Genomic DNA, 21,469 nt, shown 5'->3' on the forward strand with positions numbered 1-21,469 from the left:
ACCACCATGAAACGCACCCTGCCCATCTTGGGCGTGGTGTTCACCACCGCCGTCGCCCTGAGCGGCTGCGGTCTGGGCGGCACCGTGTCCTCGGACACCACGACGACCGCGCAGATTCCGGAGCTGAAGCCCGACCAGCAGGTCTCGATCGTGTTCGAGTCCTACAACTACGGGCTCGCCGGCGCCTGGACCGACACGTTCAACGCGCTGATCGCCGACTTCGGCAAGAAGTACCCCAACATCAAGGTCACCGCGCAGAAGCCGCAGGGCAACAGCCCGAACCCGGCCACCGACACCATCTCCAGCATCCAGAACCAGATGGTCGCGGGCACCCCGCCCGACGTCGCCCAGCTCGGCTTCTCCGACCTGGACTTCACCGTGCACCAGCTGCAGGCCAAGCCGCTCGACACCCTCGTCGGCAAGCAGGAGGTGGCCGAGAACTTCGACGGCCGACACGCCTACGCCCCGCGCGCCCGCGTCCTCGACGACTGGGACGGCCACACCTACGGCGTGCCCTTCGTGTTCTCCACCCCCGTGCTGTACCTGAACGCCTCGCTGTTCACCGAGGCCGGTCTGGATCCGGCCACACCGCCTGCCACCTGGGCCGAGGTCGCGACCGCGTCCAAGCAGATCGCCGACCGCACCGGCAAGGGCGGTGTCTACATCGACTGCCTGACCAAGACCGCCAAGGACTGGTGCTTCCAGTCGCTGGTGCGCTCCAACGGCGGCCGGGTCATCGCCGAGGACCGCCGCACCCTCACCTACGCCTCCGCGCCCGTCGTCGAGGTGACCAAGATGGCGCAGGACCTGGTGAACACGGGCAGCATGCCCAAGCTGAACCAGAAGCAGGGCTACGAGGCGTTCGCGCGCGGCGAGATCGGCATGATCCTCGAGACCAGCGCCATCCAGGGCACCTTCGTCACCGGCGCCAAGGACAAGTGGGACCTGCGGTCGGCGCCGATGCCGTCGTTCGCGGGCAAGCCGGCCGTGCCCACGAATTCCGGTGCGGGCCTGCACATCCTGTCCAACGATCCGGCCAAACAGCGTGCCTCCTGGGAGCTGATCAAGTTCCTCACCAGCGAGGAGTCCTACATCAAGATCGCGCAGAACATCGGCTACCTGCCGCTGCGCACCGGACTGCTCGATCAGGCCGACGGACTCAAGGACTGGGCCGCCAAGAATCCGCTGCTGAAGCCGAACGTCGCCCAGCTGGCGAACATGGAGCCGTGGGTGTCCATGCCGGGCAACAACTATCTGCAGATGCGCGACGGCATGATGGACGCCGTCGAAGCCATCGTGTTCCAGGGCAAGGATCCGCAGTCCACGTTGACCGCTGCGCAGGCAGAGGGCACCAAACTCCTGCCGGTCGCATGAGCGATCTGACCATCGTCCAGCTCACCGATACCCACCTGCGCCCGGCCGGTGAGCTCGTCCACGGTGTCGTCGACACCGACGCGAACCTCACCCGGGTGCTCACCCACCTGCGCGAGGCCGGGCAGCACGTCGACGCCCTGGTGCTCTCGGGTGACCTGTCCGACAACGGGTCACCCGAGGCGTACCGGCGGCTGCGGGCGGCCGTCGAACCGGTCGCGGCCGAACTCGGCGCCGAGATCGTCTACGTCATGGGCAATCACGACGAACGTGGCGCCTTCGGTGAGGAGCTGCTCGACCTGGCTCCCGGCTCGGTGGACACCACGCTGCCCCACGACCGCATCGTCGAGGTCGCCGGTCTGCGCATCATCGCGTTGGACAGCACCACGCCGCTGCGGCACGAGGGCAGGCTCGAACTCGAGCAGCTGGCCTGGCTGAGCGTGCAGCTGCGCACCCCCGCGCCCCGGGGCACCGTGCTGGTGCTGCACCATCCGCCCCTGCCGTCGCCCATCGCCACCGTCGACTTCCTCAAGCTCGAGGACGCCGACCGGCTGGCGGAGGTCCTCGCGGGGTCCGATGTGCGGATGATCCTGTGCGGGCACAACCATCTGACGGCCGCCGCGGCGGTCGCGGGGATCCCGGTGTGGATCGGGCCCGCGCTGTCGTACCGGATCGATCCGATGCCCCCGGCGGGCAGGCACCGCGGGTTCGCCGGATTCGGGTACAGCCGGATCGATGTCGTCGGTTCGACGGTGCTGGCCACCGCGATCGAGGCGACCCCGGCCACCCCGGTCTACGACCGGCCCGAGGCCGAGGTGCTCGAACAGCTGGCGGCGATCGCCGCACGGACGCGGTGACATGTTCGTCATCGACGACAGGCAGGACCCGGCGCGGGCGGCGATCATCGCCCCCGCGGCGGGTCCGCGCCGGTTCACCCGGCGCGCGGCGCTGCGCCTGATCGCGCCCTATCTGTATCTGGCACCGGCGGTGGTGTTGCTGGTGGTGTTCACCTACCAACCGCTGGTGCAGGCGGTGCAGCTGTCCACCGTGTCGTGGAATCTGCTGCCGACCGCGCCGATGAAGGCGGTCGGTACCGCCAATTACTCCCGGCTGCTGGATCTTCCGGCGTTCTGGGGCTCGCTGGGCCGCACCGCGACGCTGATCCTGGGCCTGCTGCCGTTCACGGTGCTGCTGCCGGTGCTGATCGCGCTGGCCAGCAGGCGGGTGCAGGGCCGGGCCCGCACGTTCTATCAGGCGCTGGTGTTCGCCCCGTTCCTGGTCGCGCCGGTCGCGGCGGCGGCGGTGTGGCGCTGGCTGCTGCATCCCGGCTCCGGATTCGTCGACCAGGTGGTCGATTCCGGCCGCAATTGGGTCTACGACGCCTCGACGGCGCAGGCGGTGATCGTGCTGATCACCGGCTGGCAGCTGCTCGGTTTCGCGGTACTGGTGGTGTGGGCCGGACTGGCCGGGATCAGTGGCGACTACAGCGAGGCCGCGCAGGTCGACGGAGCGACGCCGGGGCAGATCCGGCGCTGGATCACCCTGCCACTGCTGTCGCCGACGCTGCTGTTCCTGGTGCTCACCACCGTGCTGCTCAGTCCCACACTGTCGTTCCCGCTCATCGACTCGATGACCCAGGGCGGACCGGCGCAGGCCACGACCAACATCTACTACCTGCTCTGGGACTACGCGTTCCACAGCTTCGACGCGGGTCTGAGCGCGGCGGCGGGCGTGCTGTTGTTCGTCGGGTTCGGCGCGCTGGCGGCCGTGCTGGTCTGGATCTCGGAAAAGGTTGCCGTTCATGATGATTGACCGTCTCCGCCTGGCGGGCAGCCATGTGCTGCTCGCCGGGACGGCGCTGGTGTGCGTGTTCCCCATCTATTGGCTGTTCGCCACCGCGCTGCGCAGGCCCCAGGACGTCACCTCGCTGTCGCCGCTGCCGTGGCCGTTGTCGATCGACAACTACCTCGACGCGGCGCAGAAGGTCGACGTCACCGGCTTGATCGTCAACACCTTCGTCGTGGCGATCCTGTCCGCGGCCGGTCAGCTGCTGATCGCGCTGCTGGCGTCCTATGCCTTCGCGATGTACACCTTCCCGCTGCAGCGGCTGATGTATCTGGCGTTCGTCGGCGTCTGGCTGGTGCCGTTCCAGGTCACCATGCTGCCCAACTACATCCTGCTCAACCGGATGGGGCTGATCAACACGTTGATCGGCTGCGTGCTGCCGACACTGTGCTCGGCGCTGGCGGTGCTGCTGTTGCGCCAGCACATGAACGCCTTCCCGAAGGAGCTCGTCGCCGCGGCCAAGATCGACGGCCGTTCCTCCTGGGCCATCCTGTGGACGGTGGTGGTGCCGAATCTGCGCCCCGCGCTGGCCGCGCTGGGCATCCTGCTGTTCATCAACGCCTGGAACGAATACTTCTGGCCCGCGGTCGTTCTGCGGCAATCCAACGATGTCCTCCAGCTCGGTCTGCGCAGTTTCATGGGCACCGAGGGCGACCAGTGGGGTCCGATGATGGCGCTGGCGAGTCTGGCCTGTCTGCCGGTGCTGCTGCTCTATCTGGTGTTGCAGCGCCACATCGTCAACGCCTTCGTCCGGTCGGGGCTCAAGTGAGGCGGCGGAAGGGCGCGATCAGCTGATCCAAGTAGCCGACCGGATAGTCGGGATGTGCCGCCATGCCGAGCTGGTCGGAGGTGAACCGGCGGCGCGGATCGTAGCTGTAGGTGCGCAGCAGGTGATCCCAGAGCAGGGTGAACAGGCCGAAGTTGACGTCGCCGACGCCGGCCCATTTGAGGTGATGGAAGCGGTGACCCTCGTTGAGGGCGAGCACGTACTTCAGCGGACCGACGCGATAGTCGGCGTTGGAATGTTGCAGCAGCAGCTGCACGGCCACGGCGAGGGCCAGCGCGGCGGCGACGTCGACCGGCAGCCCGATCACGATCAGCGGGGCCACGCCGGCGGCCATCTCGGCGGTCTGGTGCAGCGGATGCTTCATCAGGCCGTTGAGGCCGTAGAACCGGGTGACGCTGTGGTGCACGGCGTGGAAGCGCCACAGCACCCCGATCTTGTGACTGGCCCAGTGCACCAGCGTGATTCCGGCGTCCGCGATCAGGATGGCGAGGACCACCTGGACCACGAACGGCCAATCGCCCGGCCACAGCCCCGGGGCGGGCACGATCGCGGCAAGCAGCGGGATCACCGCCACGCTGACCAGGATCAGCGTCTCGTTCACGACAGCGTGCAGCCGGTCGCGGACGCTGTCGGCCTGGGGTCCGTTCCAGGCGGGTTCGTACGGGATGACCCGTTCGACCGCGAACGAGGTGGCGATCGCCACGGCGAGCACGAGCAGCAGCCAGGGTTTCGGGGCATGGGCGGCGGCGAGGGCGATGCCGATTCCGTTGAGCCCCACCAGCATCAATGGGACGTAGCCGTAGCGGGCGAGACGGCGCACAGCGAGGTTCATGCCCTCAGCCTGGCCGCCGGTCCCCCGTGGACGCTTGAACGATTCGGCTGGCCCGACCGTCCCAGACCACGGCGCTGGTCAGCGCCGACGGCGGCAGTCCGAAGATCTCCCGGCACGTGCGGGTGAGATGCGCGCTGTCGGCGAAACCCGTCGCGTGCGCGATCGAGGTCAGATCCTGTCCACCCCGCGCGAGCTCGACGGCGTTCATCAGCCGCAACCACAGGATGTAGCGGCGCAGCGGCAGCCCGACCTGGGCGGTGAACAGGTGGGTGAGCCGGCTGGCCGACAGGCCGACGACGGCGGCGACCTCCCCGGTGCGCACCGGCCCGCGCGCCACCATCGCCGGCAGCGCGGCCACCGCGGCCACGACCGCCGGATGCCGCGGGGAGACGGCACCGCCGCTCGCCGCCGCGAGCGTGCCCAGCAGTCCGTCGACGAAGTCCGCCGTCGAGGTGATCGGCCGGGCGCGATCGCGCAGGGCGGGACCACCGCACCACCCGGCGGTCGCCGCCCGGAGTTCGGCACCGCGACCGGCCGGAGAATCGGGGTCGAGGAACACCACGATCCCGGTCGCGCCGCCGGTGTCGACGCGGTGTTCGGTGTCGGGCGGGATGACGATCTCGGCCCCGGTGTGCGGTCGGCCGTCACCGTCGAGCACGGTTACCGGCGCGTCGGCCACGATGATCTGCGCGGCATGGTGGGCATGCGCGCGGGTGCCGCCGATCGTCCCGGTGAAGGCGAGCACGCCGGGCCGGATCAACGCCCCGGCACCGCGCCAGGCGACCTCGCTCACGCCACGGACCCGGCGCCGGAGCCGGCCGGTGTCACTGCCGGTAGGTCGCCAGGAAGCGGCCGATGCGCTCGATGATGGCCTCGAGCTCGTCGGCGTGCGGCAGGGTGACGATCCGGAAGTGGTCGGGGCGTGGCCAATTGAAGCCGGTGCCCTGGACGATGTGCAGCTTCTCCTGCAGCAGCAGGTCGAGCACGAACTTCTCGTCGTCGTGGATGCGGTACATGTCCAGGTCGATGCGCGGGAAGGCGTACAGCGCGCCCTTCGGTTTCACGCAGGACACACCGGGGATGGCGTTGAGGGCTTCCCAGGCGCGGTCGCGCTGCTCACGCAGCCGCCCGCCGGGCAGGGTGAGGTCGTAGATGCTCTGATGCCCACCCAGAGCAGCCTGGATCGCCTGCTGCGCGGGTACATTCGCGCACAGCCGCAGACCGGCCAGCATCGTCAGGCCCTCGAGGTAGCTCGCGGCGTGCTGGGTGGGGCCCGACACCACCAGCCAGCCCGAGCGCAGTCCGGCGGCCCGGTAGTTCTTCGACAGACCGGAGAAGGTCAGGCACAGCAGATCGGGCGCGAGCGAGGCGACGGCGGTGTGCTCGAGATCGTCGTAGTAGATCTTGTCGTAGATCTCGTCGGCGAAGACGACCAGATTGTGCCTGCGGGCGATCTCGAGGATCTCGCGCAGCACCTCCGGCGGGTACACCGCGCCGGTGGGGTTGTTCGGGTTGATCAGCACGATGGCGCGGGTGCGGTCGGTGATCTTGGCCGTGATGTCGGCCAGGTCGGGGTACCAGTCGGCACCCTCGTCACACAGGTAGTGCACCGGCGTGCCGCCGTTGAGGGCGGTCGCGGCGGTCCACAGCGGGAAGTCCGGGGCGGGGACGAGGACCTCGTCGCCGTTCTCGAGCAGCGCGGTCATCGCCATCATGATCAGCTCGGAGACACCGTTGCCGAGGAAGACCTCCTCGACGCTCACGTCGTCGACGCCGAGGGTCTGGTAGTACTGCACCACCGCGCGCCGGGCCGAGAGCAGGCCCTTCGACGAGCTGTACCCGGTGGAGGTGGGCAGCGTTCGGACCATGTCCTGCAACAGATCCGGGGGCGCGTCGAAGCCGAAGATCAACGGGTTGCCGGTGTTGAGCTTGACGACGTGATGGCCCTCGGCCTCGAGCCGGGCCGCCTCCTCCGCGACCGGGCCGCGGATCTCGTACGACACTCCCGACAGCTTGCTGGACTGCTTGACCTGCATGAACATCCCTCCGAAGTGTGGTTGCCGCACACACTACTTGGTATTTCCAAGATTTCACTTGGTTTTTCCAAGTCTATGGTTAGAGTAGGACACGTGCCACGCCGAAGCTACGACCACTACTGCGCGGTCAGTCGCGCGCTCGACCTCGTCGGGGACCGGTGGACCCTGCTCGTGGTCCGCGAACTGTGCGCGGGCCCGCGCCGCTACAGCGACCTGTTCGCCGACCTGCCCGGGATCAGCACCGACATGCTCGCCACCCGGCTCAAGGATCTCGAGCGCGAGGGCATGATCACCCACCACCGCAACGGCATGCGCTCCAGCTACGAGCTGACCGACGCGGGCCTGGCCCTGCGCCCGGTGCTCGACGCGCTGTCGGTGTGGGGCACACCCCGCCTCGGCGACCGCAAGCCGACCGACGCGGTGCGCGCGCACTGGCTGGCACTGCCGCTGGGCCACGCGGTCGCCCAGATCGTCCCGGCGGGCACCGTGACGGTCCACATCGGCGACACCGTGCTGCACTACGTGATCACCGCCGACGGCGTCACCCACCACGACGGACCAGCCCCGGCACCGGACCGGGAACTGCGGCTCGAGCTGGCCGAGGCCACCGAGATCGCCACCGGCGCCCGGTCACTGACCGCCTGACCGGATCAGCGGGAAATCCGTGACCGCACCACCGAACCGCCGGTGACGCCTCGGCCGGATCTCGGTGCTGATGACGGTGGCCGGATCGCGTGATCGTCGTACCGGCAGCTCGGTTCGCCGGCGCTCGCCCGGACCGGCCCGGGCAGGGAGCCGTTCCGGGCGGGTGTCAGCGGGCGGCGACGGCCGGGGCCGTGCAGGTGCCGATGAGGGCGGTGTCGTGGGTGGCGGCGCGGAAGCGGGGGTGGTCGAGGATGTCGTGCAGGAACTCGGTGGTGGTGGCGACGCCCGCGCCGGTGATGGTGGTCTCGGCCAGCGCGCGGCGCATGCGGGCGATGGCGGCCGGGCGGTCGGGCGCCCAGACGACGACCTTGGCGAGCAGCGAATCGTAGTGCGGGGGAATCGCGTAGCCCGTCCCCACATGGGTGTCGACGCGCACGAACGGACCACCGGGCAGCGCGCACTCGACGAGAGTGCCTGCGGCCGGGGCGAATTCGCGCTGGGGATCCTCGGCGTTGATCCGGCACTCGATCGACACCCCGCGCGGGCGGAGATCGGCGGGCAGGGACAGCGGTTCGCCCGCCGCGATCCGCAGCTGTGCGGCGACCAGGTCGACGCCGGTGACCATCTCGGTGACCGGGTGCTCGACCTGCAACCGGCAGTTGACCTCCATGAAGTAGAACTGCCCGTCGGGACCGAGCAGGAACTCCACGGTGCCCGCGCCGACGTACCCGGCCGCCGCGCAGCCGCGCACGGCCGCCGCGCCGATCCGGTCAGCGAGTTCGGCGGACAGGCCGGGAGCGGGCGATTCCTCGACGAGTTTCTGGTGTCTGCGCTGTAGCGAGCAGTCGCGCAGGCCCAGGTGCACCACCGTGCCGTGGGTGTCGGCGAGGATCTGGACCTCGACGTGCCTGGCCGATTCCAGGTAGCGCTCCAGGTAGAGCCTGCCGTCGCCGAAGACCGCGGCGGCCGAGGCCCGGGTGTGCTGCCAGGCGGCCCCGAAGTCGTCGCCGTCGCGGACCACCCGCATCCCGCGGCCACCGCCGCCGGCGACGGCCTTGATGATCACCGGGTAGCCGATCTGCTCGGCCAGCGCTCGGGCGGCCTCGGCGTCGTCGATCGGGTCGCGGCTGCCGGGCAGCAGCGGCAGCCCCGCGTCGGCCATCAGCGCCCTGGCCGTGGACTTGTCGCCCAGCCGCGCCATGACGGCGGCGGGCGCGCCGACGAAGACGAACCCCTCCGCCTCGCACACCTCGGCGAAATCCGGGTCCTCGGAGAGGAATCCGTAGCCGGGGTGGATGGCGTCGGCGCCGGTGGTGCGGGCGGCCTCGATGATCGCCGGGATCGACAGGTAGCTGCGCTTGGCCGGGGCGGGCCCGATCTGCACGCGTTCGTCGGCCAGCCGGACCGCCGCCGAGTCCCGGTCGGCGGCCGAGTGCACCGCGACGGTCGCGATGCCGAGTTCCCGGCAGGTGCGGATCACCCGCACCGCGATCTCGCCGCGGTTGGCGATCAGCACCTTACGGAGGGGGCGGGTCACCGCAGCGCCTCGAACACGATCAGCGGCTGGCCGTGCTCCACGGCGTCGCCGTTGTCGACGAGCAGTTCGGCGACGACGCCCTCCGTGGTCGCGGTGACCGGGATCATCAGCTTCATCGCCTCGATGATGCCGACCTGCTGACCCGCCCGGACGGGGTCACCGACCGAGACGAACGGCGCGGCACCGGGTTCCGGCGACCGATAGAACACCCCGACGGTCTCGGCGGTCAGGGCGAAGGTGTTCGCGCCGGTCGCGGCGGACTCGACCGGCGCGGGCGGGGTGACGAGCGCGAGATGCCCCGTGGTCTCGGGGACGACGGCGGGAGCCGAGACGGGCCGGTCGTCCCAGGTGACCCGCAACGAGACCGGGCCGTTGGCGACGGTCACCGAGCTCGGGTCGGCGGCGGTGGCGCGCACCTGCAGCGCGTGGCGGGTCAGGACGGCGAGGCTGTGGTCGGCGTCGGTGGCGCTCACCGCCCGCTGGACGGATTCGCTGAGGGCGGGCTCGGTCATCGGTTCTCCTGAATCTCGGTGCGGGCGAGTCGAATCGGTGGTCCGGTCCGGCAAGCGCAGGACCTGACCGAGGGCCGTCAAGGGAAGGCGGAGGCGGAACGGGCGGATCGTGGCCGTCATCGGGTCGCCGCGGCCTCGGGACGCGCCAGGCCGTAGGCCCGGAATCGGCGGTGGCGCTGGGCCAGCAGCTCGGCGGTCGGCCAGGCGCGCAGTTCGTGCACGGCCTGGCGCACCGCGCGCCGCAGCAGCGCGGCCGCGCCGACGGGATCGCGATCGGCCCCGCCCGCCGGCTCGGGAACGACCGCGTCGGCGATGCCCAATTCGAGCAGGGCGGCCGCTTCGACGCGCAGGGCGGCGGCCGCGCGCGGCGCGGCGGCCGGGTCCTTCCAGAGGATGGCGGCGCAGCCTTCCGGGCTGATCACCGAGTAGACCGCGTTCTCGCACACCAGCACCCGGTCGGCCAACGCGAGCGCGAGCGCTCCCCCGCTGCCGCCTTCGCCGGTGATCACGGTGACCACCGGAACGGGCAGTCCGGCCAGCAGTTTCAGCGACTCGGCGATGGCCACGGCCTGACCCTGCTCCTCGGCCTCGATGCCGGGGTAGGCGCCCGCGGTGTCGACCAGCGCGACGACCGGGCGACCGAGCTTGGCGGCCAGCCGCATCACCCGGGCGGCCTTGCGGTAGCCCGCCGGGGTCGGCATGCCGTAGTTGCGTTCGGTCAGTTCGGCGCCGGTGTGGCCCTTCTGGGTCCCGACCACCACGACCGGCAGGCCGTCGAGACGGGCCAGGCCCGCGATCATGGCCGGGCAGTCGGCCGACATCCGGTCGCCGTGCAGCTCGACGAAATCGTCGAAGGCGGCAGCCAGGTAGTCCAGGGTGGTCGGCCTGCCGAGCTGGCGGGCCGCGCGCACGCAGTCCCAGGATCCGCGGGCGGCGAGCACGGCCGGGTCGGTGATGACGGCGTCGGTGTCGGCGGGCTCGGTGCGGCGCGACGGGCGAGTGGTCATCGCGACCAACCGCGACAGCCGGGCGCGCAGTGCCGAACGATGGCAGATCATGTCGACGATGCCGTGGTCGAGCAGGAACTCGGCGGTCTGGAAGCCGGCGGGCAGGATCTGGCCGATGGTCTGCTGGATCACTCGTGGGCCCGCGAAGCCGAGGCGCGCGCCGGGTTCGGCGATGATGATGTCGGTGGCGGTGGCGAAGGAGGCGGCCACACCGCCGTAGGTCGGGTCGGTGACGATCGAGACGGTCAGCACGCCCGCATCGTCGAGACGGCGCAGCGCGCGGCTGGTCTTGGCCATCTGCATGAGCGCGAGAATGCCCTCCTGCATGCGCGCGCCACCGGAGGCGGTGACGATCACCAGGGGCGCGCGGTCGGCCAGCGCCGCCTCGGCGGCGGCGGTGACCGCCTCGCCCACCGCGCTGCCGAGACTGCCGCCGAGGAAGCGGAAGTCCATGACCGCCAGCACGATCGGCGTGCCGTCGAGGGTGCCGCGCACGCAGCGGATCGCCTCGGGCAGCCCGGTCGCCCGGCGCGCCTGCTCGGCCCGCTCGGGGTACGGGCGGGTGTCGACGAATCCCAGCGGATCGGTGACGGTGGCCGCGGTGACGATCGGCCGGGCCGAATCCTCGTCCAGCAGTTGGTCGATGCGCTGATCGGCGGTGAGCATGCCGTGGTCGTCGCATTCGGGGCAGACCCGGTCGGCCCGGTCGTAGCGTTTGACGTAGATCACCGTCCCGCAGGCCGGGCACAGCATCCAGGCGGTGCCGGTGGTGGCGGTTCCGGTCTCGACGATGGTCATCGGTCCTCCAGCGGGCGTGGGACGTAACGGGCACTGGCCGCGGGCAGCCGGACACCCGCTGTCCGCAGCTGGGCGACGCGGGTCAGGTAGGCGGCGCCGAACAGCAGCTGTCCCGCGATGTCGGCGACGGCGCGGTTCTCCGGCGCGGCCAGGTAGGTGCCCGCCGCCCAGGTGTTGAAGGCGCCCATCGCGGGCCCGCACCAGATCTGGTAGTCGGCGACCCGGTCGGCCTCGCCGCGGATGCTCCAGCCCGAGGACAGGCCGAGATACCAGCGGAACACCAGCGCCATCTTCGCCTTCGGGTCCTGTTCGGCGCCGGCGAGCTGGGCCGGGTCGCGTTCGGTGAAGTACCGCACGCACTCCTGCCACACCTCGTCGAGCGGCCTGCGGAACAGGCTGGACTCGAGCTCGGCGCGCAGCGTCGCGGGCAGAGCGTCGAGACCGTCGTAGGCGCGGTAGGTGTCGTAGAGCCGCTGGGCGCGGGCGGCGAACATGGTGCCGCGCCGCAGCACCTGGACCTGCACGCCGAGTTCGAACATGTCCGAGGACGGCGACATGGCGCAGTCGGCGAATTCGGCCCTGGCCAGCAAGGTCTTGGTGGCGCCGCATTGCGCCGCCTCGACGGCCGACTGGTTGACCGACCCCGTCACCACATAGGCCGCGCCGAGCCCGAAGGCGGCCGCGACGGCATCGGGGGTGCCGATACCGCCCGCGGCGCCGATGCGCACCCGGTCGGCCCCGGTCACGGTGGCGGCCAGGCGATCCCGGGCCGCGATCAGTTCGGGCAGCAGGACCGTGAGCGGTCGGCGGTCGGTGTGGCCGCCGGAATCGGCCTCGGCGGTGATGTCGTCGGCCATCGGCACCCGCTCGGCGAGGCGGGCCTGCTCGGCGGTGATCCGGCCCGCCGCGACGAGCTCGCTCAACAGCCGCGCGGGCGCGGGCCGCAGGAACAGCTCGGCCACCTCGACCCGGGACACCTTGGCGATCACCCGATGCCCGATCGCGATGCCGCCCTGCCGGTCCACCGTGAGGCCGGCGGCCCGGTACCGCACGACCTCGGCGGTGAGATCCATGAAGGCCGAGGCCTCCACGCAGCGCACGTCGTGGCGCAGGCAGGCCTCGACGATGGCGCGTTCCAGCGCGGGCTCGCTGGGACTGTGGATGAGGTTGCAGGCGAACGGCTGTCCGCCCAGCTCCCGGGCCAGCTCGCCCAGCGCCGCGTCGACCGCGGCGGGCGGGACTCCGGCCGCGCCGTAGGCGGCCAGATAGCCGTTGCGCGCCATGGCTTTCACCAGGGCGGGTGAGGCGATGCCATTGGCCATGGCGCCCGCGGCATACGCCGCCCTGACCCCGTGCGCGGCGCGGAACGCGCTGTCGCCGAGCCGTTGCGGCGGCAGCGGCGCGACGGCGGCGAGCACCTGGGCTCCGGCCGCCACGGCCTGGTCGGCGGTGGCGCCGACCCCGTCCGCGGTGCGGACGATCCAGACGGGGGCGTCCAGATCGAGCAGCAGCGCGGTGATCTCCTCGGCGGTGTTCGCCACCGCGGTGCGCATCGTGGTCATCACGCCCTCCGATCGACGAGTTCGACGGCCAGATCGGTGACTTCGTAGATCCGCAGGCCCGGCTTCCACAGCGAACCGTCCACGACCGCCGTCACCCCGTGCGGACCACGGCGCAGTTCCTTGATGTGCGCCTCGAGTTCGACGGTGCCGTCGGTGGGCAGGAACTGGCCGCGATAGCGCCAGCTGAACGGGATGCCGGCGGGGATACGGAACACCGGATCGGCCATGCCCGCGGCGTGGCCTGCGTCGACGAGCCATTCCTGCACGGCGTGGATCACCGATTCCACGCCGAGCGAACCGGGGATGACCGGGTCGAGGTGGAAGTGGCGGGCGAAGAACCAGTCGTCGGGGTCGATGGCGCGCAGCGAATGCAGGTATCCCGCACCGTGTTCGCCGCCGCCGTCGACCACGTCGATCCGGTCGATCAGGGCCAGCGTGCCGCGCGAGCACAGCGGTGCGGACGGATCGGCGCGGCGAGCGGCCACGTCGATCGTCCTGACCTGGGCCCGCGGGTGCTCGGCCAGCCAGGACGGGGCGGGACGGCCCGCGTCCAGGCCGGTCTGGTTCGCCAGCGCCTCGTCGCTGAAGTACCCGAACATGGTCTCGCCGGTGTAGAACGGCTCACCGTCGACGCTGAGCGTGTAGTCGAAGGTCTGCAGCGAGGACCCGGGCAGGATCGTCGTCGACAGCATCCGCGAGGACTGCTCGATCGTGCGGTCGCGCAGGTCGACCTGGCGCAGTACGGTGGCCGTGCCGCCGAGATTGCGCAGGCTCAGAGTGACGCCCGGCTGGGTCAGCGTCGGCCCGGCGTAGTAACCCATGAGCAGCGCGGCCTGCAGCGAGGTCTCCATGTACACGAAGTGCGGCATGGAGTCGTTGGCCGTGTCGGCGTAGTACCAGGAGTCGGCGGGCGAGTCGTACTCGGTGGTGTAGGACGCGGCGTCGAGCGTGCCTCGGGCACCGTCGAAGTCGCGGACCCGGTCGACCAGGAGCAGGCCGCCGGTGGGCAGGCGGGTCGCACGCACACCGGTGTACTCCGCGAACTCCGGGCCCATCGCGATCGCCTGATCACCGCGGGCCAGGTGCGTCATGTGGAACTCGTTGAGCAGCAGGCCCGGCACGGCCCGGCCCGGGCCGACGTCGGCGCCGGAGGGTTCGGCGACGGTGACCTGGACCGCCACGCTCGCCTCGCCACCGCTGACACTCGCGGTGGCCGCGACGTGCGGGCGGGGCACGAGATCCAGGCCGGTGACGACGAGTTCGAGCGTCCCGCGGGCCGCGCCGGACACCGCCGGGGTGGCACCGGTCAGTGTGCTGCCCGACAGACACAGGTGCATACCGGTGAACAGAGCGAACACCTCGGCGGCCTGACGCGCGGCCGCGCCGAACGCGCCGTCGTAGTGGGCGACCACGCGACCGTCGCCGGTTCCGCCGTAGAGCTCGATCGAGGCGATCTCGGTGAGCGCCAGCGGTTCCCCGGCAGCGAGCCGTGCGGCCACCGCGACACCGTCGCGCTGATGGCCGGGTCCGAACACCTCGGTGATCGCACCCTGGGCCAGTGATTCCAGGGCCGCGCGGTCGAGCTGGGTGCGCCCGGTACGCGCCAGCGGCTTGAACGCGCCTTCCCTGGCTACCGGAGAGGTTGCCGAACCGGCCTCGCCGGCCACGGCTCCCCCGGTGCCCGGCTGCGGCACCGGACCAGCCGCCGCGCCGCGGGGGCCGATCGACGCCGACTCGCCACCGTCGGTCCGGCCCGCCCCAGCGGCCTGGCCTGTGCCTGTGAGCTGGGCCGTACCTGCGGGCTGGGCTATGTCGGCTGAGCCGGCCGGTGCGCCGGACCCCGCTCGGTGGCCGAGGGACGTCGCGGCAGCCTGTGCGGTGACGGCCGACCCCGCCCCGCCGACGGCTCGGTCGGCGGCCGGCGCGGCGCCGGTCGCCCGCTGCCACAGGGCCCGCTGGAGCGCGACCTGCGCGCCGAGGGCTGCGCGGTGGGCGGCGACGAGGCCGGTGCGCAGCTCGCCGATCGGGCCGAGGGCCGAATCGGGCACCGGCGCACCGGAGTACCGCGCGCTTTCGGCGGTGGGCGCAGGCGACATTGCCCGCGCGGTGGACGTGGTGGTCGGCTGGGCCCGCGGCGCGGGCGGTGCGTCGACCGCACCGACCGGGTCGAAGGCGACGCCGTCGAAATCGAGGACTGTCATCGGGTCCACTCCCTCACCGAGGTCTGGAACTTCTCCGTCAGATCGGGCGTCGTGAGGACCGTGACGTCCGAGAACCGCTGCAGCACTGTGCCGTCGGTGGCCAGCGCGGTCGCGTCGATGCGGGCTTCGAGCCGCCCGGCGCGCGGGTTGTCGACCACCAGGACGAACGGTTCGGTGGTCGGCAGCGGGTGGTGGTAGCCGATCCGGCCGACACCCAGCGGCAGGCAGGCCGCGCCGAGCAGGCGGTGGCCGAGGACCGGCGGTCCCTGCAGGATCAGGTCGGCGGCGACGGGATCGTGCAGGCGGCCCGCGTAGGCGCCGTCGGCGACCGGGCCGGTGGGCAGGAAGCACTCCAGCACGATCGCGCTGTCGCTCTCGGAGCGGATGCCGCGCAGCCCCTGGAGCGCGGGGGCGTGGAACTGGACGGCATCGCTGTAGATCCGTCCGGCGTCGATGCCGGGACCGGCCACGATCGGCTGGGTGCCCGCCGTCTCCGGCCCCGCCGCCAGCAGCAGGGTCGCCCGGAAGTGGGCAGCCTTGTCACCGAAGACGGTGGCGCGCACCGCGGTGCGGCCGTCGACATCGGCCACCGGTTCGAGCTCGATCTCCAGCGCGGTGACCGGATGATCGAACACGAGCCCCTTGAGCACCTGGTAGTCGCGGACTCCGATCACGGTGCGGCCCGGCCGGGTTCGCTCCGCGAGGTTGATCATCGCGCCGAGCCCGAAGGTCGCGGGCAACACGATGTGCTCGCCGATCCGGTGCGCGGCGATCACGGGTTCGTCGACCAGATCGGTGACGTCGCGGCGGGCCCGCACCGGCGTCGCCGGGCGTTCGCCCGTCGACAGCGCGGTAGCCGCCCCGACCAGCAGGACCGGTTCGGGCCTGCGCGCCGTGGTGAACTGCGTGGTGAACGCGGCGGCACCGGCGGCGGGTGCGAGCAGCGGGATGCCGCGGCTGCGGAAGTGCTCGCGCAGGTCGTCGGTCACCATGCCGCCGTCCCAGGCGCCCCAGTCCAGCGCGGTGACGCGGTGGCCGGGATGCCTGCGCCGCCAGCTCACCGCGAAGCGGCACAGCGCCTCGTTCGCGGCGGCGTAGTCGGCCTGCCCGGTATTGCCGAACAGCCCGGCCACCGAGGTGAACAACACCAGATCCTTCGGCTCCCCCACCGCGGCCAGCACGGCGGCGAGACCACCGATCTTCGGACGCAGCACCCGCCCGATCGAGTCCACCGTCTTGTCCGGGATCAGCGAGTCGGCCAGCACACCGGCGCCGTGCACGACACCGGTGACGGTGTCGCGCCACGGCGCGATCGCCGCGGCGAGGGCGGCCGCGTCGGTGGCGTCGACGGCCAGGTAGTCGGCGCGGTCGCCGAGCGTGGCCAGGGTGGCGCGGATTTCGCGGATCGCGCGGATCTCCCCGCACGCCCGGTCGATGTCCTTGGGCTTGACCCCGGTGCCCGCCAGGGCCCGCACGGCGGCCGGCTTGAGGTCACCGTCGGCGACCCCCACCGCCCAGGTGGGCTCGTCGGTGAGCTGGGTCCGCCCGAGCAGGACGAAGCGCGCGGCGCTGTGCGCGGCGAGGGCGAGCACACAGGTGGCGGTGACGCCGCGCGCGCCACCGGTCACCAGCAGGACGTCGTCGGCGGTCAGCACCGGCGGATCGAGTTCTGCTGCGGCACTGACGATCTCGGTGGTGAGGGCGGGCTTGTGCCCGCTCGGCACCGGCGTGCGGCGGCGGCCGGAGCCGTCGACGCCGACCTCGACGGTGTCGATCGCCGCGTCGCACAGTTCCTCGAGCACGATCTGGGCCACCCGCCCCGGCGTCGCCGCGGGGGCGATGTCGAGGGCCCGGCAGAACAAGGCCGGTTCCTCCGCGGCCAGGGTCTTCACCAGACCGCCCAGCCCGCCGAGCAGCGCCGGCACCGGCTCGGCGTCACCGAGCAGACCCAGGTGCCCGTCGAGCCGGGTGACGGTGACAAAGCCCGCCCGGGCGCTCGCGCCGCGCAACGCGGGCAGCACCCGGCCGCCGACCAGGATCGCCTCGGTGAGGACGCGTTCGGCCTGCTCCCATTCCGACGCGACACCGGCCACGACCACGCAGACGTCCGCCGGTCCGGTCATGGCGTCGGCCGCGCCGACCCGCTGCACGCTCCAGCTGCGTTCGCGCAGTGCCTCTTCGATCGCCTCGCCGTCGGTCTCGGCGGATTCGTCCAGGCAGACCACCAGTGCGCGACCCGCCGGGCGATACGGATCGACCGCGAGATCGACCGGCGCCAGCTCGACGAGTTCGACGACGTGCCGCGGCGTTTCGGCCGCGGCCTCAGCTTTTGGGTGGACATCACCCCCGGCCAGCTCGGCCACGATCTGATCCAGCGACCGCAGGGTGCCGAGTTGCTCGGGTCCGAGGCTGGGCAGATTCGGAAACCGTTCCTGCAGAGCGCCGATCACCTGGACCCGCTTGATCGAGTCCACGCCCAGATCCGCTTCCAGATCCATGGTCGGGTCGACCATCTCGACCGGGTAGCCGGTTTTGTCGGCGACGACTTCCCGCAGCGCCTGCCGCAGGGTGTCGGCGCTGGTGGCGTCGTCGGCCGGGGCGGCCTCGCTGGTCACGGGGACGTCGGGCGCGGCGGAAGTGGCGTCCGCGCCGGCCAGCAGATCCGCGATCTGGTCCAGAGTGCGCAGGGTGCCCAGTTGCTCGGGGCCGAGGCTGGGTAGCGACGGGAAGCGTTCCTGGAGTGCGCCGATGACCTGGACGCGCTTGATCGAGTCGACGCCGAGGTCGGCTTCCAGATCCATGGTCGGGTCGACCATCTCGACCGGGTAGCCGGTCTTGTCGGCCACGACCTCGCGCAGTGCCGCGCGGACGGCGTCACCGGTGACCGCACCAGCCGAAGCCGCGGGCTGCGGGGCGACGGCGGCCGGAGCGGCCTGCGCGGCAACCGGCGGTGTGGCGACCGCAGGAGCGGCCTGCGGCGCGATGGCAGTCGGAACCGCCTGGGCGACCGACCCGTTCGTGGCGGGTACGGACTGGGCGGCGTGCCCGTTGGTCGGCGCGGGAGCCTGGGCGGCGATCGCGGGTACGGCGGGCGCGGCGGTGATCGCCCGCGGCGCGGGCCGGGCGGCGGCGACGGTGCGGGTCCCCGAGATCGGCGCACCGCCCTCGAGCTCGGCCAGCTGGGCGAGCACATCACTGGCCCGCGAGTGGCTTTCGCTGATCGCGATGCCGTGGTCCTTCACCGCTTCGATGGCGCGCAGGGTGTTCTCGTCGAGCGTGCCGTTGCTCAGCGCGCCCGCCAGGCCGCGGGCCAGGTCGAGCTGTCCGTCCAGGTACTGCCGGTGCGTGTCGAGGTGCTGCACCAGGGCGGTGTCGAGCGAGTCGGTCGTCCGGTACTCGGACGGGCCGGGGGCGGGGATGGTCACGAGCTGTTCCTCCACGATCGGTGGCACCACAGGCTGGTGCGGGGATGCGGGCACCTCGATGTGCACGCGGTAGCCGTCGGACAGGGCCGCGGCGTAGGCGTCCCGGCGGCTGTCGGGCACGTATTCCGGGGCCGACAGGGTCACGGTCATCCGGTTGCCCGCGGGGGCGGGCCGCGCGTCGTCGCCGGCGGCGTAGCGGTTGATGCCGGCGATCTCGACGCCGAGGACGGCCAGGCGCACCGCGGCGCGCTTGAGGGCGACGTCGCCGTTGCCGATGGGACCGGTGTCGGTGGCGAAGGCGATCACGTCGTCGCCGAGGGTGCGGCGCACCAGCGAGGTGAGGACCTGCTTGGGACCGCATTCGACGAAGACGGTGCATCCGTCGGCGTGCATGGCGCGCAGCGCGTCGACGAACTCGACCGGCTGGCTGAGCTGGGCGGTGAGCGTCGCCCGGTTGGCGGCCACGTCGGCACCGTAGGACGCGCCCGCGGTGTCGGCGTAGACCGGCGCGTCCGGCTCGGTGATGTCGACCTCGGCCACGGCGGCACCGAATTCGGTGACAGCGTGCGCGACGTAGGGCGTGTGGAAGGCCGCCGCCACCGGCAGATCCCGGGTGGCCCAGCCCTTCTCGGCACTGCGCGCGGTGAAGGCGGCGATGCCCGCTCCGCCGCCGCCGACCACGATCTGATCGGGGGCGTTGTGGTTGCAGATCCACACGTCGTCGAGCTCGGCCAGGACCGCGGCGACGTCCTCGCGCGGTGCGTTGACGGCCACCATCGTGCCCGCCTCGGCGTCGTCGGCGACGGTCATCGCCTCGCCGCGGGCCCGGGCCAGGGCGAAGAAGTCCGCGGTGCTCAGCGCGCCCGAGGCCCACAGCGCGGTCAGTTCGCCGAAGCTGTGGCCGAGGTACCCGTGGGCACGCAGACCGAACTCGGTCAGCACCCGGAACTGGCCCGCGGCGAGCGCGCCGATCGCCGGCTGCGCGAACGCGGTCCGGCGCAGGGCGGATTCCTGGTCCGCCCGGTCCTGTTCGGTGAACGCGGGCGGCGGGAAGACCACCGCGCCCATCCGCTGCGCGGCACCGGCGAACGCGGCGTTGGCAGCGTCGAAGGCCGCGCCGACGGGCGGGTTGTTGAGCGCGGTGTCCAGGCCCATGTCCACGTACTGGCTGCCCTGGCCTGCGAACAGCACGCCGACCTTCGGGGCGGGCAGCGCCGCGGCGCGGAAGTAGACGCCCTCGGGGTGGTCCCAGTGCGCCGCTTCGGGATTGCGCACCATCTCGTCGACGGCCAGCGCGCGCAGATCGGCGGCGGTGTCGGCGTCGACGGAGACGAAACCGATCCGGGCGTGGTCGGCGGGAATGTCGCCGCCGTCGGTGCCCGGAGTGCTGCGCACCACGTCGATCAGGCCGGCCACGTCCGGCGCGTGCCACAGGTGCGCGCGGGGGACGCGGTGCAGCACCGGGCCGCGCTCGCCGTCGGCCTCCTCGAGCACGAGGTGGAAGTTGGTGCCGCCGAAGCCCATCGCCGAGGCGGCGGCCCGGCGCACCGGGCGCTGCGGGTCGCGCACCCACGGCCGGGTCCTGGTGTTGACGTAGAACGGGGTCCGGGTGGCGTCGACCTCGTTGTTGGGCGCGTCGACGTTGATCGTCGAGGGCAGGATCTTCTGGTGCAGGGCGAGGGCCAGCTTCATCACGCCCGCGGTGCCCGCGGCGCCCTTGGTGTGCCCGATCTGCGACTTCACACTGCCCAGCGCGGCGAACCCGGTCTCCGAACTCGCTTCGGCGAGCAGGCCTTTCAGCGCGGTCAGCTCGGTCTTGTCGCCGACGGCGGTACCGGTGGCGTGCGCCTCGATCAGCTCCACGTCGGCGGGCGAGCATTCGGCGTCGGCGTAGGCGCGCTCCAGCGCCACCCGCTGGCCGGCGGCGACCGGGGCGTAGATGCTCTTGGCGCGACCGTCGCTGGAGGACCCGAGACCGCGGATCACCGCGTAGATCCGGTTGCCGTCGCGGCGGGCGTCGGCGAGCCTGCGCAGCGCCAGCATGGTGATGCCCTCGCCGAGCAGGGTGCCGTCGGCCTCGGCGGAGAACGGGCTGATCCGGCCGGTCGGCGACAACGCGCCGACCTTGCTGAAGCACAGATAGATGAAGATCGAGTTCTCGGTGTCGACGCCACCGGTGATCATCATGTCGGCGCGACCGTCCTGCAGTTCGGCGATCGCGGTGCGGATCGCGGCCAGCGAGGCCGCGCACGCCGCGTCGACGGTGCAGTTGATGCCGCCGAGGCCGAGCCGGTTGGCGACCCGGCCCGCCACCACATTGGCGAGCAGGCCCGGAAAGGAGTTCTCCTCCCACGGCGCGAACGCGGCCACGAACCGGCGCGAGATCTCCGCGACGTCGCTGTCGGACAGGCCGACCGAGCGGGCCGCCTCCTCGAGCACCGGGGTCGACAGGCGCGCGGCCAGCGGGTGCATCAGCGGCACCGGGCCGGTGGTGCCCAGCACCACGCCGGTGCGGGCCGGGTCGTACCACGACGAACCGGTCGCGCCCGCGTCGAGCAGCAGATCCCGCGCGACCCCCAGGCTCAGGGTCTGCATGGTGCTGGTGACCTCGAGCTGGTTCGGCGGCATGCCGAACTCCAGCGGGTCGAACTCGACGTCGGGCAGGAAAGCGCCACGACGCGAATAGGTCTTGTCCGGCGCCGAGCGGTCGGCGTCGTAGTAGTCGTCCAGGCTCCAGCGCGACGCGGGCACCTCGGAGGTGCAGTCGACGCCGTCGATGATGTTCTGCCAGTACTCGCGGTGGGTGTGTGCCTTGGGCAGCAGACCCGACATCCCGACGATGGCGATCGGGTCGCGGGCCAGACGTCGTTCGTCCGTCACGTAATTTCCTCTCGAAAACGGGCAGTCGCGA

General features: G+C 71.8%; 14 protein-coding genes. 5 read left to right on the forward strand and 9 right to left on the reverse strand.

The window, feature by feature from the left end:
• The first annotated feature begins 6 nt into the window (after window positions 1–6).
• The 4 genes from Q7X29_RS22045 to Q7X29_RS22060 are packed head-to-tail and all read left to right on the forward strand — an operon-like array spanning window position 7 to window position 3,985.
• Window positions 7–1,374 carry an ABC transporter substrate-binding protein gene (locus Q7X29_RS22045; RefSeq protein WP_316575248.1) on the forward strand — a complete coding sequence of 456 codons (1,368 nt, stop codon included), beginning with the start codon at window positions 7–9 and terminating at the stop codon, window positions 1,372–1,374.
• Window positions 1,371–2,228, forward strand: a complete 858-nt coding sequence (locus Q7X29_RS22050) for a metallophosphoesterase (protein ID WP_218719804.1) — start codon at window positions 1,371–1,373, stop codon at window positions 2,226–2,228. Before Q7X29_RS22045 ends, Q7X29_RS22050 begins: the two co-directional genes overlap by 4 nt.
• A gap of 1 nt (window position 2,229) precedes the next feature.
• Window positions 2,230–3,183 carry a carbohydrate ABC transporter permease gene (locus tag Q7X29_RS22055; RefSeq protein ID WP_316575249.1) on the forward strand — a complete coding sequence of 318 codons (954 nt, stop codon included), beginning with the start codon at window positions 2,230–2,232 and terminating at the stop codon, window positions 3,181–3,183.
• Window positions 3,173–3,985 carry a carbohydrate ABC transporter permease gene (locus tag Q7X29_RS22060; protein ID WP_218719806.1) on the forward strand — a complete coding sequence of 271 codons (813 nt, stop codon included), beginning with the start codon at window positions 3,173–3,175 and terminating at the stop codon, window positions 3,983–3,985. The genes Q7X29_RS22055 and Q7X29_RS22060 overlap by 11 nt, the downstream gene beginning before the upstream one ends.
• Here the strand turns inward: Q7X29_RS22060 and Q7X29_RS22065 are convergent.
• The 3 genes from Q7X29_RS22065 to Q7X29_RS22075 are packed head-to-tail and all read right to left on the reverse strand — an operon-like array spanning window position 3,978 to window position 6,877.
• Window positions 3,978–4,835 carry a sterol desaturase family protein gene (locus tag Q7X29_RS22065; RefSeq protein WP_218719807.1) on the reverse strand — a complete coding sequence of 286 codons (858 nt, stop codon included), beginning with the start codon at window positions 4,833–4,835 and terminating at the stop codon, window positions 3,978–3,980. The two genes, Q7X29_RS22060 and Q7X29_RS22065, sit on opposite strands and share 8 nt — an antisense overlap.
• A 4-nt stretch (window positions 4,836–4,839) precedes the next feature.
• A complete protein-coding gene (locus tag Q7X29_RS22070; protein ID WP_316575250.1) occupies window positions 4,840–5,628 on the reverse strand; it encodes a helix-turn-helix transcriptional regulator in 789 nt (262 codons plus the stop codon).
• Between the two features lie 31 nt (window positions 5,629–5,659).
• Window positions 5,660–6,877, reverse strand: coding sequence for a pyridoxal phosphate-dependent aminotransferase (locus Q7X29_RS22075; protein ID WP_305082661.1), 1,218 nt, complete (start codon window positions 6,875–6,877; stop codon window positions 5,660–5,662).
• 87 nt (window positions 6,878–6,964) lie between these two features.
• Here Q7X29_RS22075 and Q7X29_RS22080 point away from each other — a divergent pair, with 87 nt between their 5' ends.
• A complete protein-coding gene (locus Q7X29_RS22080) occupies window positions 6,965–7,516 on the forward strand; it encodes a winged helix-turn-helix transcriptional regulator (RefSeq protein ID WP_316575251.1) in 552 nt (183 codons plus the stop codon).
• Window positions 7,517–7,682: 166 nt separating this feature from the next.
• On the opposite strand, the gene Q7X29_RS22085 is transcribed toward Q7X29_RS22080, so the two are convergent.
• From Q7X29_RS22085 to Q7X29_RS22110, 6 genes are all read right to left on the reverse strand, one after another.
• Entirely contained in the window at window positions 7,683–9,053 is a 1,371-nt protein-coding gene (locus tag Q7X29_RS22085; RefSeq protein ID WP_218719810.1) for an acetyl-CoA carboxylase biotin carboxylase subunit, read from the reverse strand.
• The gene (locus Q7X29_RS22090) at window positions 9,050–9,565 is read right to left on the reverse strand and encodes an acetyl-CoA carboxylase biotin carboxyl carrier protein (protein ID WP_218719811.1); all 516 of its coding nucleotides are present in this window, start codon (window positions 9,563–9,565) and stop codon (window positions 9,050–9,052) included. Before Q7X29_RS22090 ends, Q7X29_RS22085 begins: the two co-directional genes overlap by 4 nt.
• 116 nt (window positions 9,566–9,681) lie before the next feature.
• On the reverse strand, window positions 9,682–11,370 hold the full coding sequence (accD, locus tag Q7X29_RS22095; protein WP_316575252.1) for an acetyl-CoA carboxylase, carboxyltransferase subunit beta: 1,689 nt from the start codon (window positions 11,368–11,370) through the stop codon (window positions 9,682–9,684).
• Entirely contained in the window at window positions 11,367–12,932 is a 1,566-nt protein-coding gene (locus tag Q7X29_RS22100; RefSeq protein WP_316575253.1) for a PfaD family polyunsaturated fatty acid/polyketide biosynthesis protein, read from the reverse strand. The genes accD and Q7X29_RS22100 overlap by 4 nt, the downstream gene beginning before the upstream one ends.
• Window positions 12,932–15,133 carry a beta-ketoacyl synthase gene (locus tag Q7X29_RS22105; protein WP_316575254.1) on the reverse strand — a complete coding sequence of 734 codons (2,202 nt, stop codon included), beginning with the start codon at window positions 15,131–15,133 and terminating at the stop codon, window positions 12,932–12,934. Before Q7X29_RS22105 ends, Q7X29_RS22100 begins: the two co-directional genes overlap by 1 nt.
• Complete coding sequence (locus Q7X29_RS22110; RefSeq protein WP_316575255.1) at window positions 15,130–21,438, reverse strand: polyketide synthase; 6,309 nt, start codon at window positions 21,436–21,438, stop codon at window positions 15,130–15,132. The genes Q7X29_RS22105 and Q7X29_RS22110 overlap by 4 nt, the downstream gene beginning before the upstream one ends.
• Window positions 21,439–21,469: the final 31 nt, after the last annotated feature.

Origin of the sequence: Nocardia canadensis, from assembly GCF_032656385.1 — a bacterium.
In the GTDB taxonomy this organism is placed as follows: domain Bacteria; phylum Actinomycetota; class Actinomycetes; order Mycobacteriales; family Mycobacteriaceae; genus Nocardia; species Nocardia canadensis.